At 61.9% G+C, this 15,295-nt stretch carries 11 protein-coding genes; 3 read left to right on the top strand and 8 right to left on the bottom strand.

Annotated features, from left to right (window positions below; genetic code table 11):
• Window positions 1–56: 56 nt before the first annotated feature.
• Window positions 57–4,961, top strand: coding sequence for an NAD-glutamate dehydrogenase (locus ACOOFN_RS06800; RefSeq protein WP_420434981.1), 4,905 nt, complete (start codon window positions 57–59; stop codon window positions 4,959–4,961).
• Here ACOOFN_RS06800 and ACOOFN_RS06795 read toward each other — a convergent pair.
• From ACOOFN_RS06795 to ACOOFN_RS06770, 6 genes are all read right to left on the bottom strand, one after another.
• Entirely contained in the window at window positions 4,943–5,818 is an 876-nt protein-coding gene (locus tag ACOOFN_RS06795; RefSeq protein WP_420434979.1) for a dienelactone hydrolase family protein, read from the bottom strand. The genes ACOOFN_RS06800 and ACOOFN_RS06795 overlap by 19 nt on opposite strands.
• A 36-nt stretch (window positions 5,819–5,854) precedes the next feature.
• Entirely contained in the window at window positions 5,855–6,715 is an 861-nt protein-coding gene (locus ACOOFN_RS06790; RefSeq protein WP_420434977.1) for a dienelactone hydrolase family protein, read from the bottom strand.
• Complete coding sequence (gene purH, locus ACOOFN_RS06785) at window positions 6,716–8,299, bottom strand: bifunctional phosphoribosylaminoimidazolecarboxamide formyltransferase/IMP cyclohydrolase (protein WP_420435023.1); 1,584 nt, start codon at window positions 8,297–8,299, stop codon at window positions 6,716–6,718. It abuts the gene before it with no gap.
• 77 nt (window positions 8,300–8,376) lie between these two features.
• A complete protein-coding gene (locus ACOOFN_RS06780; RefSeq protein ID WP_420434975.1) occupies window positions 8,377–10,092 on the bottom strand; it encodes a heparinase II/III family protein in 1,716 nt (571 codons plus the stop codon).
• Between the two features lie 5 nt (window positions 10,093–10,097).
• Window positions 10,098–10,760: a ribulose-phosphate 3-epimerase gene (gene rpe / locus ACOOFN_RS06775; protein WP_420434973.1), complete on the bottom strand. Its 663-nt coding sequence runs from the start codon at window positions 10,758–10,760 to the stop codon at window positions 10,098–10,100.
• 43 nt (window positions 10,761–10,803) lie between these two features.
• Window positions 10,804–12,108, bottom strand: coding sequence for an RsmB/NOP family class I SAM-dependent RNA methyltransferase (locus ACOOFN_RS06770; protein WP_420434971.1), 1,305 nt, complete (start codon window positions 12,106–12,108; stop codon window positions 10,804–10,806).
• Between the two features lie 46 nt (window positions 12,109–12,154).
• Between ACOOFN_RS06770 and ACOOFN_RS06765 the strand changes: the two genes are divergently transcribed.
• A complete protein-coding gene (locus ACOOFN_RS06765; RefSeq protein ID WP_420434969.1) occupies window positions 12,155–12,364 on the top strand; it encodes a DUF1674 domain-containing protein in 210 nt (69 codons plus the stop codon).
• Window positions 12,365–12,427: 63 nt separating this feature from the next.
• Window positions 12,428–13,576 (top strand): hypothetical protein, encoded by a 1,149-nt coding sequence (locus ACOOFN_RS06760; RefSeq protein ID WP_420434967.1) that lies wholly within the window; start codon window positions 12,428–12,430, stop codon window positions 13,574–13,576.
• Here ACOOFN_RS06760 and pyrF read toward each other — a convergent pair.
• Together pyrF and ACOOFN_RS06750 are read right to left on the bottom strand one after the other, a co-directional pair.
• Window positions 13,573–14,259 carry an orotidine-5'-phosphate decarboxylase gene (pyrF, locus tag ACOOFN_RS06755; RefSeq protein ID WP_420434965.1) on the bottom strand — a complete coding sequence of 229 codons (687 nt, stop codon included), beginning with the start codon at window positions 14,257–14,259 and terminating at the stop codon, window positions 13,573–13,575. The two genes, ACOOFN_RS06760 and pyrF, sit on opposite strands and share 4 nt — an antisense overlap.
• 5 nt (window positions 14,260–14,264) lie before the next feature.
• Entirely contained in the window at window positions 14,265–15,101 is an 837-nt protein-coding gene (locus ACOOFN_RS06750) for an SDR family NAD(P)-dependent oxidoreductase (protein WP_420434963.1), read from the bottom strand.
• Between the last annotated feature and the right edge of the window lie 194 nt (window positions 15,102–15,295).

Raw genomic sequence — 15,295 nt, 5'->3', positions numbered from 1 at the left:
CGGCTGCACTATCGGCAGGCCGGTCAATACGGATTGTGCGCAAGAAGAGCCGCTACATGACCGCTGTCGTTGCTACTGCCCAGGCCTATACTCCTGCCACCTTCAAAAAGGCCGCCAGGAAAGTCTGGAACAAGAAATTCGGTTGCGATCCGGACGCTGCCGCACAGACTTTCGTTGATCAGATCCATGGCGATGCGCTGGCCGAAGACCTGGACGGGATTTCCGCAACCCAGCTTGCCGAGCAGGCGGCTGAGTTCTGGGATTGGGCCCGCAAGGAACGAGGCCGCGATATCAAGGTGCGGGCTCGTCCGTCCGATAGCTGCGGCTTGTCATCGATAAGACGTGACATCGTCGAAGTGGTCGGCCCCGATCGACCCTTCCTTGTTGACTCTGTCATGGGCGAAATTGGCGCGCAGGGACTGGACGTCCTTGCCATGTTCCATCCGATCGTCGCGATACCCAGCGACGAGAATGGCCAGCCTGCTGAAGCTGAAAGCCTGATCCAGGTCCATGTCGAACCGCTCGACGAGCGCACCCGCGAAGACCTGGCCGAGGCCGTGCGCGGCGCGATGGAGGATGTCCGCCTCGCGACCGAGGATTTCAAGGGTATGCGGGCGGCAATGAATATGGCGATTGCCCATGTCGAAGACGCCAACACGCCGGCCAGCCTCGAGGAGACAGCCGAAACACTCGAATTTCTTCGCTGGTTGCGGGACGACCATTTCGCCTTTCTTGGCTGTCGGGTCTACCAGTTCGACGTCGACGACAATGGCAAGATGACAAGCCGTGAACCGACCGTACAGCCCGGCTCCGGCATGGGCATTTTGCGCGATCCGGAACGGCAGGTCCTGCGCAAGGGCAATGAGCCAGCCTTGCTGACTCCCGCGATTGAGAGCTTTCTCAACGAGCCTTCGCCGATCATTGTGGCGAAGGCCAACATCAAGTCGCGCGTTCACCGCCGCGTCTACATGGACTACATCGGCGTGAAACGTTACCGCGAAGATGGGGCCGTCGTCGGCGAGGCCCGCTTCGTGGGCCTGTTCACGGCGGAAGCCTATGACAGCATGGCGCGCGATGTCCCGCTGATCCGGCGCAAGGTTCGCCGCGTGCTCGAGCGCGCCGGCAAGATCCCCGGTACTCATTCCGAAAAGAAGCTTCGGAACATTGTCGAAAACTATCCGCGCGACGAGCTGTTCCAGACCGAGGAAGACGATCTGCTCAAGATCGGCCTCGGCATCCTGCACTTGCAGGATCGCCCGCGCACCAAGCTATTGGTACGGCGCGATCGCTTCGATCGCTTCGTCTCCTGCCTGCTTTTCGTCCCCAGAGAGCGCTACAATTCACGGGTCCGGGAGCAGGCCGGTGAGCTGATTCGCGCCGCTTTCGATGGCCGCATGTCGGCCTATTACCCGCATTTCGGCGACGGCCCGCTGGCGCGCGTGCACTATATTGTTGGTCTCGACCCGAACAATCACCCAGAGCCCGACCTGATGGAGCTCGAACGTCAGATCATTGCGCTCGCCCGCACCTGGGAAGACGAGTTCATCGCCGCTGGCCGGCGCAGCCTGCCCGACGAGACGCGTCACCGCCTGAACGCTTATGATCATGCGTTTTCAGCCGGCTATCGCGAGCAGTTTGCCCCTGACGAAGGCATTGCCGACATGCGGCGTATCGAGACGCTTGGCGATGACACCAAGGTCGGCGCAAGACTTTATCGCCTCGACGGCGAGGACGCCTCGACGCTGCGCCTGAAAATCTATCGGCGTGACGAACCGACCCATCTGTCGGAAGTGATGCCTATCCTCGAGAATATGGGGCTCAACGTCATCCAGGAATCAGGCTTCGAGGTCCAGCGCGAGGTTGATGGCGCGGCAGAGCCGATCGTCTACATCCACGATTTCGAAATGCGCTCCGACGCGCTCGCAGGCAGGGACGTCAGCGAATTTAGTGAGGTTTTCGAGGATGCAATGTTGGCCATTATCGCCAACCGAGCTGAAGATGACGGGTTCAACAGGCTGATCCTGACGCTTGGCGTCAGCTGGCGCGAAGCGGCCGTGCTGCGCGCCCTTTCCCGCTATCGCCAGCAAACCGGTCTCGATCCCTCTCAGGCAATTCAGGAAGAGGCGCTTGCGGAGAATCCGGCCACCGCCCGCCTTTTGCTGACCTTATTCGATACCCGGTTCAATCCGGCGCTCGATATCGACATCGATGCGCGTAAGGAAAAAGCGGCCGAGATCGGCAACGAGATCCGCGGTCAGCTCGAGAAAGTGGCGTCGATCGACCATGACCGAGTGTTGCGCCGCTTGCTGCGTCTCATCGAGGCCGTATTGCGCACCAACTACTACCAGACGGCGACGGACGGGAAGGCGAAGGCTCACATTTCCTTCAAGATCGCAAGCCGTGATCTCGAGGAATTGCCGCTTCCAAAGCCGTATCGCGAGATTTTCGTGTGGGCGCCAAATGTCGAAGGTGTCCACATCCGCTTCGGTCCAATTGCGCGCGGCGGATTGCGCTGGTCGGACCGGCGGGATGATTTCCGCACCGAGGTGCTCGGCCTGGTCAAGGCCCAGCAGGTCAAGAATGCGGTCATCGTACCGGTCGGATCGAAGGGCGGATTCTATGCCAAGCAATTGCCGCGCGCCGGTTCACGCGATGAATGGCTCGCCGAGGGACAGAGCGCCTACCGGACGTTTATCCGCGGTCTACTCGACATCACCGACAACATTCAGGAAGACATTGTCCAACAACCTGACAATGTCGTCGCCTGGGACGGTGAAGACCCTTATCTCGTCGTCGCGGCCGACAAGGGCACAGCGACCTTCTCCGACATCGCCAATGGCGTGGCGATGGACGAATACGATTTCTGGCTTGACGATGCCTTCGCCTCTGGCGGGTCGGCGGGTTACGACCACAAGAAGATGGGCATCACCGCGCGCGGCGCCTGGGAATCGGTCAAGCGCCACTTCCGCGAGCTGGGCAAGGATATCCAGAACGAGCCTTTCGATGTCGCGGGCGTAGGCGACATGTCCGGCGATGTATTTGGCAACGGCATGTTGCTGTCGCGCAAGATCCGCTTGATTGCCGCCTTCGATCACCGCGACATTTTCATCGACCCCGACCCGAAGGACTGCGAAGTCTCTTGGGAAGAGCGAAAGCGCTTGTTCGAGCTGCCGAGGTCGAGCTGGCAGGATTACGACAAGTCGCTGATTTCAAAGGGCGGTGGGGTGTTCTCGCGGGCCGAGAAATCGATCAAGCTGTCAAAGGAAGTGCGCGCCGCGCTCAACATCGAGGCCGCCGCCCTTTCGCCGCCGGAGCTGATGACGGCGATCCTCAAGGCTCCGGTCGAGCTGCTCTGGTTCGGCGGCATCGGGACCTATGTGAAATCCTCTTCCGAGCAACACTGGGAAGTCGGCGACAAGGCCAATGACTCCATCCGCATTAATGGGGCGGAGGTCGGGGCAAAGGTGGTTGGCGAAGGCGCCAATCTCGGCTTCACCCAGTCCGCCCGAATCGAGTTTGATCGTGCCGGTGGGCGTATCAATGCGGACTTCGTCGACAATTCGGCCGGCGTCGACACATCGGACCACGAGGTCAACATCAAGATCCTGCTCAGCCCTCTCTTGCGCTCCGGCGAGATGACGCGGGCGGCACGAGACAAGTTGTTGAGCGGCATGACCGACGAGGTCGCCGAGCACGTCCTGCAGCACAACTACAATCAGACGCTCGCATTGACGCTGGCCGAGCATGACGCTCCGGCGGATGTTGATGCGCACGAGCGCTTCATGTTGCGTCTCGAGAAAAACGGCCGTTTGGATCGGGCTGTCGAAGGACTGCCTTCGGGCGATGCCATGCGCGCGATCAAGGAACAGGGCATGGCGCTGACGCGCCCGGAACTGGCGGTCCTGATTTCGTACGCGAAGATCACGACCTTCGACAAGCTGGTGGCGTCGAACGTGCCCGATGACCCGCATTTCGAGGCGATGCTGAAGGGATATTTCCCGGCCGATCTTGAAAGCTATGAAGAACAGATGTTCGGCCACCGACTGCGGCGCGAGATCATCGCAACGGTGCTCGCCAATGACATGATCAATCTTGGCGGTCCGACATTTGTCCACCGTGCGATCGAGTCCACAGGCGCCGATACCGAACAGATCGCCCGTGCTTTCGAGGCCGGGCGCCGGATATTTCGTTTCTCCGAAATGACCGACCGAATCAACCGGCTGGACAATCGGGCACCGGCGGACGTGCAAATCACGCTTCACCGGGAAATCATTCGACTGTTGCGCCGGCAAACCTATTGGTTGGCACGTCGGGCCCGCGCGCAGGAGACTGGCACCGTTACGCCCATCCGCGAGCTGATCGATGCCTACCGGCCGGGAGTCGACAAGCTCCGAGAATCCGCGGTCGACATCATTTCGACCTATGAGCGCGAATCCGTCGAGGCGCGGACGGAGAGGTATGTCTCCGCCGGCGCACCCAAGGAACTCGCCCACGACGTCGCTGTGCTTCGCCCGCTGACATCCTCATCCGACGTTGTCGACCTTGCCTTGCGCGAGGACTGGCCACTCGAATCAGCCGGATTCGTCTACCATGCGGCTGGCGCGCGTTTCTCGGTTGATCGTCTGCGGGGGCTGGGTTCGGAAGTGTCTTCAGACTTGCACTGGGACAGGCTGGCCGTGCGTCGGCTGATCGAGGATCTGTACGCCAGTCAGCAATCGATTGCAGCGTCCATGATGCGCTTTGCACGCGCCGCCGGCGGCAGCCTGCAAAGCGGTGTCGAAGCGCCCACGCGGGGCTGGGCCGACGACCTTTTGGGCGCCTGGTGCATCCAGAACGAGCTGGAAGCCGGCCGGTTCGATGGTGCGCTCGAAGATCTCGAGACAACCGGTGCCTGGACATTGTCCAAGCTGGCCATCGCTTCGACACAGCTCCGGGAATTGGCTCAGTCGTCTGAACCCTGATCGCCAAACAGATGGCGTTTCAGAAACCCGGTGAACAATTTGTGCGCGATCTTCGCCTTGTCCGGATCATAGACCAGTGTCGAGGTCGGATGATGATCAGGTTCGTCGAAACCGTGGGTGACGTTCTCGACATACCGCCAGCGCACATCATTTCCCCACGCGATCTGGCGATTGAAGACGTCGACCGAATCCGCGTCATTGCAGATCGTGTCGCCGGGTACGAGGACGCCCTCCACAGGGATGTCGCGTCGCCAGGGAAGACATCGCGAACGCGCCGGAAAGCTGTTGTAGGGATACATTGCGAAAACCGCTTTGACTCCATCGAGGCCAGTTGGCGATACCGCGTTCAATGATGCAGGCCTGCGACCGGCACGATCGAGTGCGAGCGCTTCAAGCGCCGTCCAGCCTCCGTGACTCCAGCCGGCGAGCACGAGTCTTTCCGGATCGATCTCCGGGTGGACCCGCATGATTTCGAGGACGGCGTGCAGATCGCCGGCGCGTTCGTGGGCGCGGAGTCGGGCCCCGGTGCAGACGGATTCGATAGCTTCTTCATAGCTGATCCCGCGCGGCCCGAGTGAATCCGGGACAAAGGCTGCAACACCGGCCTTTACCGCCAGCTCTGCATAATCCGCCATGTTTGGCCGGATGCCGCCGCACCCGTGCAGCAGCATGGCAGCCGGAAAGGGGCCCTCACCGTCGGGGAGGTGAACGGTGGTATGCGCCCGCATGACAGCGATCCAGTTATCCAGCGGCTTGCGCGCAACCGGTTGGATGACGCCGCGCCGATACAGGCGCAAACCGATGAGGATCGCTACAGCCAGCGCGATTAGAAAAGCAGCAAGTGAAAACCAGCCCATACCGTCTACTTGGGCGAGGATGGCGCCAGGGTAAAGTCAGTCTTGCGATTCCCGCAGGGTCGAAATCAGCCGGTCGCGTAAACGGTGGGCGGCACTGGCGTCATATGACATGCGCGGATCGAGTGCCGGCGCATCTGGATCGTCGAATGCATGGGTCACGCCTGACCAGACTTCGTAGGACAGATCAGCTCCGGTGGCCTCGGCCCGCCGCGCGAGGCATTCACAATCGGCGATCGGGGCGACCATGTCGCCACCGGCCAGAATGATTTCGATCGGCGGCAGACCGTCCACCAGGCGCCCGGACGCCCGTGCCGGAAATCCGCAATACGGGTAGATCGCGACGATCCGCACCACTCCGTGGAGGTATCCGGGAGAGTCTACCAGCGCAGAGGGCTGGTCACCGATGCCCGCAAAACTCGCTGCATCAAGCAATGTCCAGCCGCCATGACTCCACCCGGCCAGCACCAGTCTCTGCGAATCGATCTCCGGCATGGACCGCACGATCTCGAGCGCCGCAAAGACATCTGCCGCCCGCTCCTGGCCCTGCAGTCGAAGTCCTGCACATACCTGGGTCATCGCGGCAAAGCGTCCGATCCGCCGCGGCGCGAACGAATCGATCAGAACGGCCGCAAATCCCGCCTCCGTAATGGCATCTGCATAAGAATGGTGCATTGGGCGCTGCCCGCCGCACCCGTGAAACAACAGCACGGCGGGAATCGGCCTTAGCGCATTGGCGGGCAACCTTGCCTCGACACCTGGCCGCAACAGGGCAATCTGGGCATCCAACGTGCGCTGCGGCACGAATATCCCACTAAGATTCTGCGCGATTGTCGCCGCGTAGATCACGACCAGGCCGAGCAATGCCGCGCCTGTCCAGATCCACCAGCGCCTCAGCATCTAGTGCCGGAAATGCCGCATACCGGTAAACACCATCGCGACACCGGCCTCGTCGGCCGCCTTGATGACATCGTCGTCGCGGACCGAACCGCCCGGCTGAATGACACTTGTGGCGCCAGCCTCGACCGCAGCCAGCAGACCATCGGCAAACGGGAAGAAGGCATCGGATGCGCAGGCCGAACCGATCGTCGCTGCCTGGTCCCAGCCATTCTCGGCGGCGATCTCTTCTGCCTTGCGGGCCGCCAGCCTGGCAGCCTCGACGCGGCTGGTCTGACCCATGCCGATACCCGTCGTCATGCCGTCTTTCGCATAAACAATGGCATTCGACTTCACGTGCTTGCAGACGGTCCAGGCGAACAACATGTCGCGCAGCGCCATGTCGTCCGGCTGAACTGAGGACACGGTTTTCAGCGCGTCGATGCCGACCCGTCCGCAATCCCGCTCCTGCACGAGAAGGCCGCCGGCGACGGTTTTTGCGGTCCAGCTCGGCTGATCGGGATCCGGCATCTCTCCGGTCAACATGACACGCAGATTCTGTTTCTGGCCAAGTATGTCCAGTGCCGCTTCGCTGGCCGCAGGTGCGATGATGACCTCCAGGAAGAGGCTGGTCAGGGCATCCGCCGTTTCCGCGTCGATCTCGCGATTGAAAGCCACGATCCCGCCGAAAGCGGAAATCGGATCCGCAGTCAGCGCGCGGTCCCAGGCATCGCCTACTGTCTTGCCGAGCGCCACGCCGCAGGGATTGGCGTGCTTGACAATCACGCAAATCGGTTCGTCGGTGAACTCCGCCGCAAGTTCGAACGCGGCATCGGCATCGGCGAGGTTGTTGTAGGACAGCGCCTTGCCCTGAACGACACGCGCTGTGGCGACGCCGGGGCGAGCCGGACCTGCCGCATAGAAGGCCGCGTTCTGATGCGGGTTCTCGCCATAGCGCAATCCGGACAGGCGAGCGCCGCCGAAGCACCGGAATCTCGGTGAAAGCTCACCAAGCTCGTTGGCAAACCAGCTTGAAACAGCGGCGTCATAAGCGGCTGTGCGCGCATAAGCCTTGGCCGCAAGCGACTGTCGAAGCGCCAGCGGCGTGGAGCCATGATGCTCATCCATGGCGTCGAGCACGGCGTCGGCGTCTGCATTGTCGACGCAGACCGCAACAAAGGGGTGGTTTTTCGCGGCCGCCCGCAACATGGCAGGTCCGCCAATATCAATGTTCTCGACACATGCTTCAAACGGTTCGCCAGACGCAACCGTCGCCTCGAACGGGTAAAGATTGACGAAGAGGAGGTCGATTTCCGGAATGTGGTATTCCGTCATTGATGCCCGATCGGCATCCAGGTCGCGCCGTCCCAGGAGTCCGCCATGTACAAGCGGATGCAAGGTCTTGAGCCGGCCATCCATCATTTCCGGAAAGCCTGTTACATCGCTGACATCCCGTGCATCGATGCCGGCCTTGTTAAGCGCGCGCAACGTGCCCCCGGTTGACAGGATCTCGACGCCCAGCGCCACCAGGCGCCGGGCCCGGTCTTCCAGCCCTTCCTTGTCGGACAGCGAGATCAGGGCGCGTTTGACGGGAACCAGGTCGGGCATGCTCATGATGATGGTATTCCTCGGCTTGTTGGCGCGTCGCTTATCATGCAGTCACAATAAGGCAAAGACGCCATCGCTTACGTTCCGCCCACACGGCCTAGCCGCTGGAACGCCCATCGCACGCGGTTCGGCGGGCGTTCGCCGGCGCCAAACGGTTCGGCTTCTCCCTGAACGACGATCTGAGATGTTCGCTTTGGCGTGCCACCGGTGGCGAGATAGACGCTGCGTTCGATGCGAATGGGGCCACCATCGGTGCGGAACCGCCAGCCATCGCCATTTCCAAGCACCAGCAGCGCGCTCATCCCGTCGCGGGCAAGCGATGCCTTGACGTCCGGGTGCAGGTGAAAACGAATGGCGAACCTGTAGCGCACATCGACATCTTCAGGAGTGCCATCCTCAACCGGACGATAGAGCCCGTCTTCGCCGCGCAAATCACCGCCATCCGCGGCCAGGAAGATTCGGCGGCGGTGAAAGAGCCCGAAAATGTCACGATAACCGTCATGGCTGGCTTCCACCCAGGTGCCAATGTCTTCCTCATTGCGCCGGGCGGAGACCTTCTCGGGTTGCTCGTCAAACCGCGGCCCCATCAGTCGCCGCCGCCATCCTTGTGAAATGAGACGCGCAGAAGAGGTCTCCTCGATGATGAGGGTGGAATGCGCTGCGGTCGCACGAACGGCTTCTCGCCAGCTGTCAGGCTGCTGTCCGGTCCAGCCACAATTGACAACAATCCGGTGTCCGCCCGCTGCCAGCTCGAAAGCCAGAGAACTCGCATGCGCGGAAGCTGATGCCGGACCGGCTGCGGGTTTGCCGACATCCATGATCAAGTTGGCGCCCCCTGCCTCGATCCGCTGATAGCCGCTATTCGGGGCAAACCCGAACGATTTGGAACCTGTATCGCGTGCGGCGAGTACATGGTCGATTGTGCGGCGATCACCTTCGCCGCCGCCATGAAAGGCGCACAGGCCGCCATCACCCATGCGGAAAAAGCGGACGAGCGGCGCCATGCGATCGATCGCGCGGCTGACGATTTCCGGCGTGTCGCGATTGGCATGTGCCTCCGCGGTATCGACGAGGGTCAGGAGCGCGAGGACTTCGAGGGTCAGACCGGGGGATCGGCTGATATGTCCGCCATCCGTCATTATTTGCCGCGGCAGTTCGGCTTCGAGGGCACGCAGCCCGAAATCACGGACGCCCGTGTTTCCGAGCTGTGCTCCTGCCAGCACGAGTGCGGCACCGCCGCGAAGCTGGTTCGCACCCGGCTCGATGTGCCGGATTGACTGCCTGAGGTGTTTCGCTTGTCGCGAAAGTGCTCTGAGCCTGGCCTCGTTATCTTTGAAAACGCTGGCGGCCATCGTCCAGTTGATCAGTCTGCGGGCACCGATTTCAGGCGCCCACGAAAAACTGTTCCACTTCGCATAGGCGGTAATCCAGAAATCCACGAGTTGACCGGCGCGCGTTTCCGCTTCTGCGTCCTTGCAGGCCAGCAAGTCGCGCAACCAGTCAAAACTGTGCAGGGCAAGCGCGTACCGACGCGACGGCATGGTCCGTTCAAACGGGTCGACCGCGTCGAGGACATGACCCGAGAAGGCAAACCGACCGTCCAGGATCGCCGCGCCACGTGCCGGATCGACGCCCCGGAAATCCTTCAGTGGAAGCCGGAATGTGTCCGTTGGTATTCCACCTTTGAGGATCGTGCCGGACCAGCCGACCGAATTCAGCGTTTCGAATATTTCTCGCCGGAAATTTCGGCTTGCAGTCTGCGCATATTCGGACAGACGGACCAACCCGGTCATGCTGCCTAATCCCCGCGGAGCGAATTGATATTGCGGGCGTAAGCTTCCGGCCCGCCCTTGAACACGGCGGTGCCTGCGACGAGAGCCTGCGCGCCCGCCGAACGACATTGGCGGGCGGTTTCGGGGTTTACCCCGCCATCAACCTCTATCTGCGTACCGAGTCCGCGCTTTTCGATCATCGTTGCCAGCCGCTCGACCTTCGTCAGTTGACTGGAGATGAAACTCTGCCCGCCAAACCCCGGATTGACGCTCATCACCAGTACGAGATCCAATTCGTCCAACACATATTCGAGAACGCTTTCGGGGGTCGACGGATTAAGCGCTGCGCCGGCCTTGCAACCCGCAGCCTTGATCGCTTGGACCGTGCGGTGGAAATGGGCTCCCGCTTCAGGATGGGCTGTGATGATATCGGCACCTGCCTTTGCAAAGGCGTCGATGTAATCGTCGACTGACGAAATCATCAGGTGGCAATCGAAGGGCTTTTTCGAATGCGGCCGAAGAGCCTTCACAACCTGTGGTCCGATCGTCAGATTGGGGACATAATGCCCGTCCATGACGTCGATGTGGATCCAGTCGGCGCCGGCGGCGTCTAAAGCACGGACCTCGTCGCCCAGCTTGGCGAAGTCAGCCGACAGAATCGACGGCGCAATGAGGACGGCGTCAGTCATTCAAATCGCTTAACAGGGCGATGATGGGCGCGCAAGCGAGCCATCAAGCGACGGCCGCTTTCCTAAGTCGCGCAATGAAGAAACCGTCGATACTCCCGCGACCTGCCCACATGGCGGGCGTCAATCTGACCGAACCGTCATCCAGCAGGGCAGGCTCGAGTTCCGGCAGCTCGTCCGGCGCTATCGGGTCGACCGCCACATTGCTGTTTCGTTCAAGACCGCGCGATAACCAGAGTTCACCCTCCTCGGCTTGCAACGAACAGGTGCAGACCACCAATCCCCCGCCCGGTTTGAGCAGTCGAACAGCGTTATCGAAGAGTGCCGCCTGGATCGGCATCAGCGAACGCACGTCTTCAGCAGCTTTTATCCACGCCGCGTCCGGTCGTCGCCGCAGCGTTCCGGTTGCCGAGCAGGGTGCATCGAGCAGGATCGCATCGAAACTCTCTGCTTCGCCCCAGCTTTGTCCGTCGTCAGTGATCAACTCTGCGGTGAGGCCGGTTCGTTCGAGGTTCTGCTGGACCCGGCGCATGCGTTTGGGTGAGGCGTCCAGCGCCGTGACCTTTGCACCTGCGCTCGCAAGTTGAAGGGTTTTGCCTCCGGGCGCGGCACAGAGGTCGAGCACCGCTTCGCCAGCACGTGGAGACAATAGCTGTGCTGGTAATGCGGCGCCGGCATCTTGGGCCCACCAGTGTCCGTCCTCAAATCCCGTCAGACTGGTAATATCGCCGATTTCTTGCTTCCGAAGCGTCCCGGTGGGCAGTATTTCTGCGCCCAGCTTCTCCGACCATTCGCTACGCGCATCGGGATCCCGGAGGGTAAGGTCGAGCGGCGGTGCCGAGGTCCAGGCCGCTGCGATTGCATCGACGGCGTCAGGACCATAACTCGACTGCCAGCTTGCCAGCAGCCAGTCTGGCAGATTCCGCCTTAGCGCGGTCTGCTCGGCAATTGCCTTGCCTTGGCTAGCCGCTTTCCGCAGGACCGCATTTATCAGGCCGGCAAAGCGTGCCGACTCGCGTGACCGGTTGGCGAGGTCGACAGCTCCGGAAACCGCCGCATGTGGCTTCGTATCGAGAAACACCAGCTGCGCCACTGCCGTCTCGAGGATCAGCCTGGCTTCGAGGGCGCTCTCCGGAAGCGGGCGCTGGACGAAGGTAGAAACAACCGCGTCGATCTGGCCGCGCCGGCGCAGTGTAGTAGCCGCGACGAGCCGCGCAAACGCCCGGTCGCGCGGATGCAGTCCGGCGTAGTCCGGCGTTTGTGACAGCGCGGCGTCGAGAGCCGTTCGGCTTCTCAGCACGAATTGCAGGGCAAGTACGGCGCAACGGCGGGCGGCAAGGCCTTGTGACATGAGCGCGCCCTAGCATGGTGGGGCGCGGCGCGCTATGTCCCGGATCATGACGGATCAAAACAAGCCAGTTCCGGCCGCTGCCGCCGACAAGTCGCTGACCCCTGCCGCGCGCCGGTCCCTCGAAGAGGCTGCCGAACGACGCGCCCGGAAAGGCACCGAGGATAACGAAAAGGTCAATGAAATCAACGGCCCGAATGGTCCAGAACCGACCCGTTATGGTGACTGGGAACGCAAGGGCGTCGCCTACGATTTCTAAACCAGTCGCCCGCCAAGGGAAAACGCTGTCATCTGGCACGACATTGGCATTAGCATTCTGTTAATGAACAAGATGCTCGCCACCACCTTGGTCCTCGTCGCTGCCGCGCCTGTCGCAGCGCAGGATTACGATCGCCTTCTCGGGGGCCGCGATATTCCGCCCGGCGCCCAGATTCGATTTGCAGAATGCCCGGCCGGGACCCGCCGGCACACGCCGGAACCTGGCGCCGAACCGATCTGCCTGGTCGATTCATCGAGCGGCTATTCCGGAAGCGGTTCAGCCAGCTATGCATCGCGGTCTTCCGGTACTGCATATATCGATACCGGATACACGCCGGACGATCAGTATGAGTACCGCCCGACTCTCGCGCGGCCACCGACGGAAGGCCGGACGATCTATACCGACGATCCCGCGAGGTATTGGACCGATCGCGGGCCGGACAGCGGGTATACGCGCCAAGCCGGGGGGTATTCCGGTGGATATGACGGTGGCGGAACCGTGCCGGGTCATCCGTGCGTCGTTCTCGACCCGGTTCCGACCGAGGCCGAATGGAATGCAAGGGGCGGACCCTGCCGTCTCGTCGACATTCCACGTGAACGTCCGCCGCAATACCATCCGCCGCGCTATGTGACGTATGAGGACAGCTACTATCGTCGCGAATACACGCACACACGCTATTCGCGCGAATGGTATGGCCAGGACGGCCGTTACTGGCACGAAAGCCATCACGGTGGCGGACACGGTCATGGCTGCGGCTGCCAAGATCACGGTCATCACGGCGGGTGTGGTCATGACAGCCGCTATGCCAGTTATGACGGGGTGATCTTTCCGGGCGTCGGGGGGCGCTCGCCGGTTTATTTCACCGGCGGCGGAGGCGGCCGCGTAATCATTACCGGGGGTGGCGGTGCGCGCAGCTTTGTCGGCGCGGGTGCCGGTTCGAATTCCGGAGCTAATGCCAACGCCAATGCGTCGTCCAGCGTCAACGTCAACACGAACGTCAATGTTCGCACCGGTATCCGCGTGCGCGGTGGCGGTGGAGGACATGGCGGCGGCTATGGCGGTCACGGAGGGGGCTATGGCGGCCACGGTGGCCATCATGGCGGCGGCTACGGTGGCGGTTCTGGTTACGGCGGTGGCGGCTACGGGGGCGGCGGTTCCGGATATGGCGGCGGCAGCTATGGCGGTGGCGGCTATGGGGGTGGCCGCTACTAGGCCCCAGCCATTTCGCTGAGGATATCGCGGGCCGCCTTCGCTGGATGGCTTGCCGCATTGACCGGGCGCCCGACCACGAGATGCGTGGCGCCATTCCGCAGGGCATCCGCCGGAGTCGCAATCCGTTTCTGATCGCCGGCTGCCGACCCTGTCGGCCGGATCCCCGGCGTCACGATCAGGAAACCGTCGCCGAAACGCCGCCGGATCTCGGCGGCTTCGAGCGGGCTCGCCACGATCCCGTCCATGCCGCACTCCAGCGCCTGCTCCACACGCCGCATGACCAGGTCGCGAGCCGTGAAGGCATAGCCAATTTCTTTCAGCATTACATCGTCATAAGCCGTCAAAACGGTTACACCCAGCAGCTTAAGATCGCTATCCTCGCCGCGCCCCGCCACGGCCGCCCGCATCACCGGCGGTTCCGCATGAACCGTCAGCAGATCGCCGCCGCGCCCGACAATCGAGCGCGTCGCCTTTTCCACGGTCGCGGGAATATCATGCAGCTTGAAATCGAGGAAAATTTTCTTGCCCGCGGCGCGCAGCCTTTCCGACAATTCCATCCCGCCGACCGGCAGCAATTGCAGCCCGATCTTGTAGAACGATACGGCGTCGCCGCAGGCTGCGGTCAGAGCTTCAGCCTCGCTAAGGTTTGGCAAATCGAGGGCGACAATCAAACGGTCTTTCATAAACCTCAAGCCTCCGCCTGTTGCGCCTGCGCGCGCTTCATGGCGCGTTTGGACTGGTTGGCGATCAGCCATTCGCCAACCGGGTCGGGCAGCACCCGCATCAGCCCCACCATGAATTTGTACCAGGCCCCCGGCACACGGCAGGCGACATTGCGCTCCGCCGCATCATAAGCGGCAATGGCGACATCCTCCGCTTTCAGCATCCAGTAGGACGGCAGGTTTGAAATCGATTGCCGCGCCCCGTTCACATCATGGAATTCCGACCAAGTGTAGCCGGGGCAGACGGCGGTCGCATGCACGTTCTTGCCCTGCATTTCCGCCTTGATCGATTGCGAGACCTTGATGAGCAGGCTTTTCGCGCCGGGATAGATCGTACCGGAAAACCGCGTATGGCCGGTCGCGATCGGCAAGAGCGCCGATACCGACGAGACATTGATGATCCGGCCGAAGCGGCGTTCTTCCATTCCGGGCAGGACCAGGTGTATGAGCTGAAGATAGGCCGTCACCATCAGCTGCAGGAAGCGTTCCTGGTCGTCCCAGTCGGTCTCGGTGAAATAGCCCGGTTGACCCGCACCGGCATTGTTGACGAGACCGTCGACCTGGCGGCCGGACTTCTTGATCTCCGAGATGATCCGTTCAGGTTCGCCGGGCTTGGCGAGATCGGCCGCGATGACGAGGCTGTCGACCCCGTTCTGCGCCTTCATTTCCTCGGCCAGCGCGGTCAGCCGGTCTTCGCGCCGTGCGACCAGCGCCAGGTCCCATCCCTTGCGCGCAAATTCACGCGCCATCGCATCGCCGATTCCCGACGACGCACCGGTGATGAGAACGAGTTTGCGGGCCATGATCTGCTCCAGCTGGCGGAGAGCGTGGATAAACCCTCCGGTTTTTCGATTTCGTCTACGACTACTACTACTACTACGACTACGGCGACGACTACACCGATGCCCCGTTCGCCGGAAGGGCAAAGGCTCCTCCATCTTGCCACGCTCGCGACGGCCATGGACAAGGCTGCGGCACGACGCCGGCTTGTGGCTAC

This window comes from Hyphobacterium sp. (assembly GCF_965217055.1).
GTDB lineage: Bacteria > Pseudomonadota > Alphaproteobacteria > Caulobacterales > Maricaulaceae > Hyphobacterium.
The sequence above is the reverse complement of the archived record's forward strand: the minus strand, read 5'-3'. Positions and strand labels throughout refer to the sequence as shown.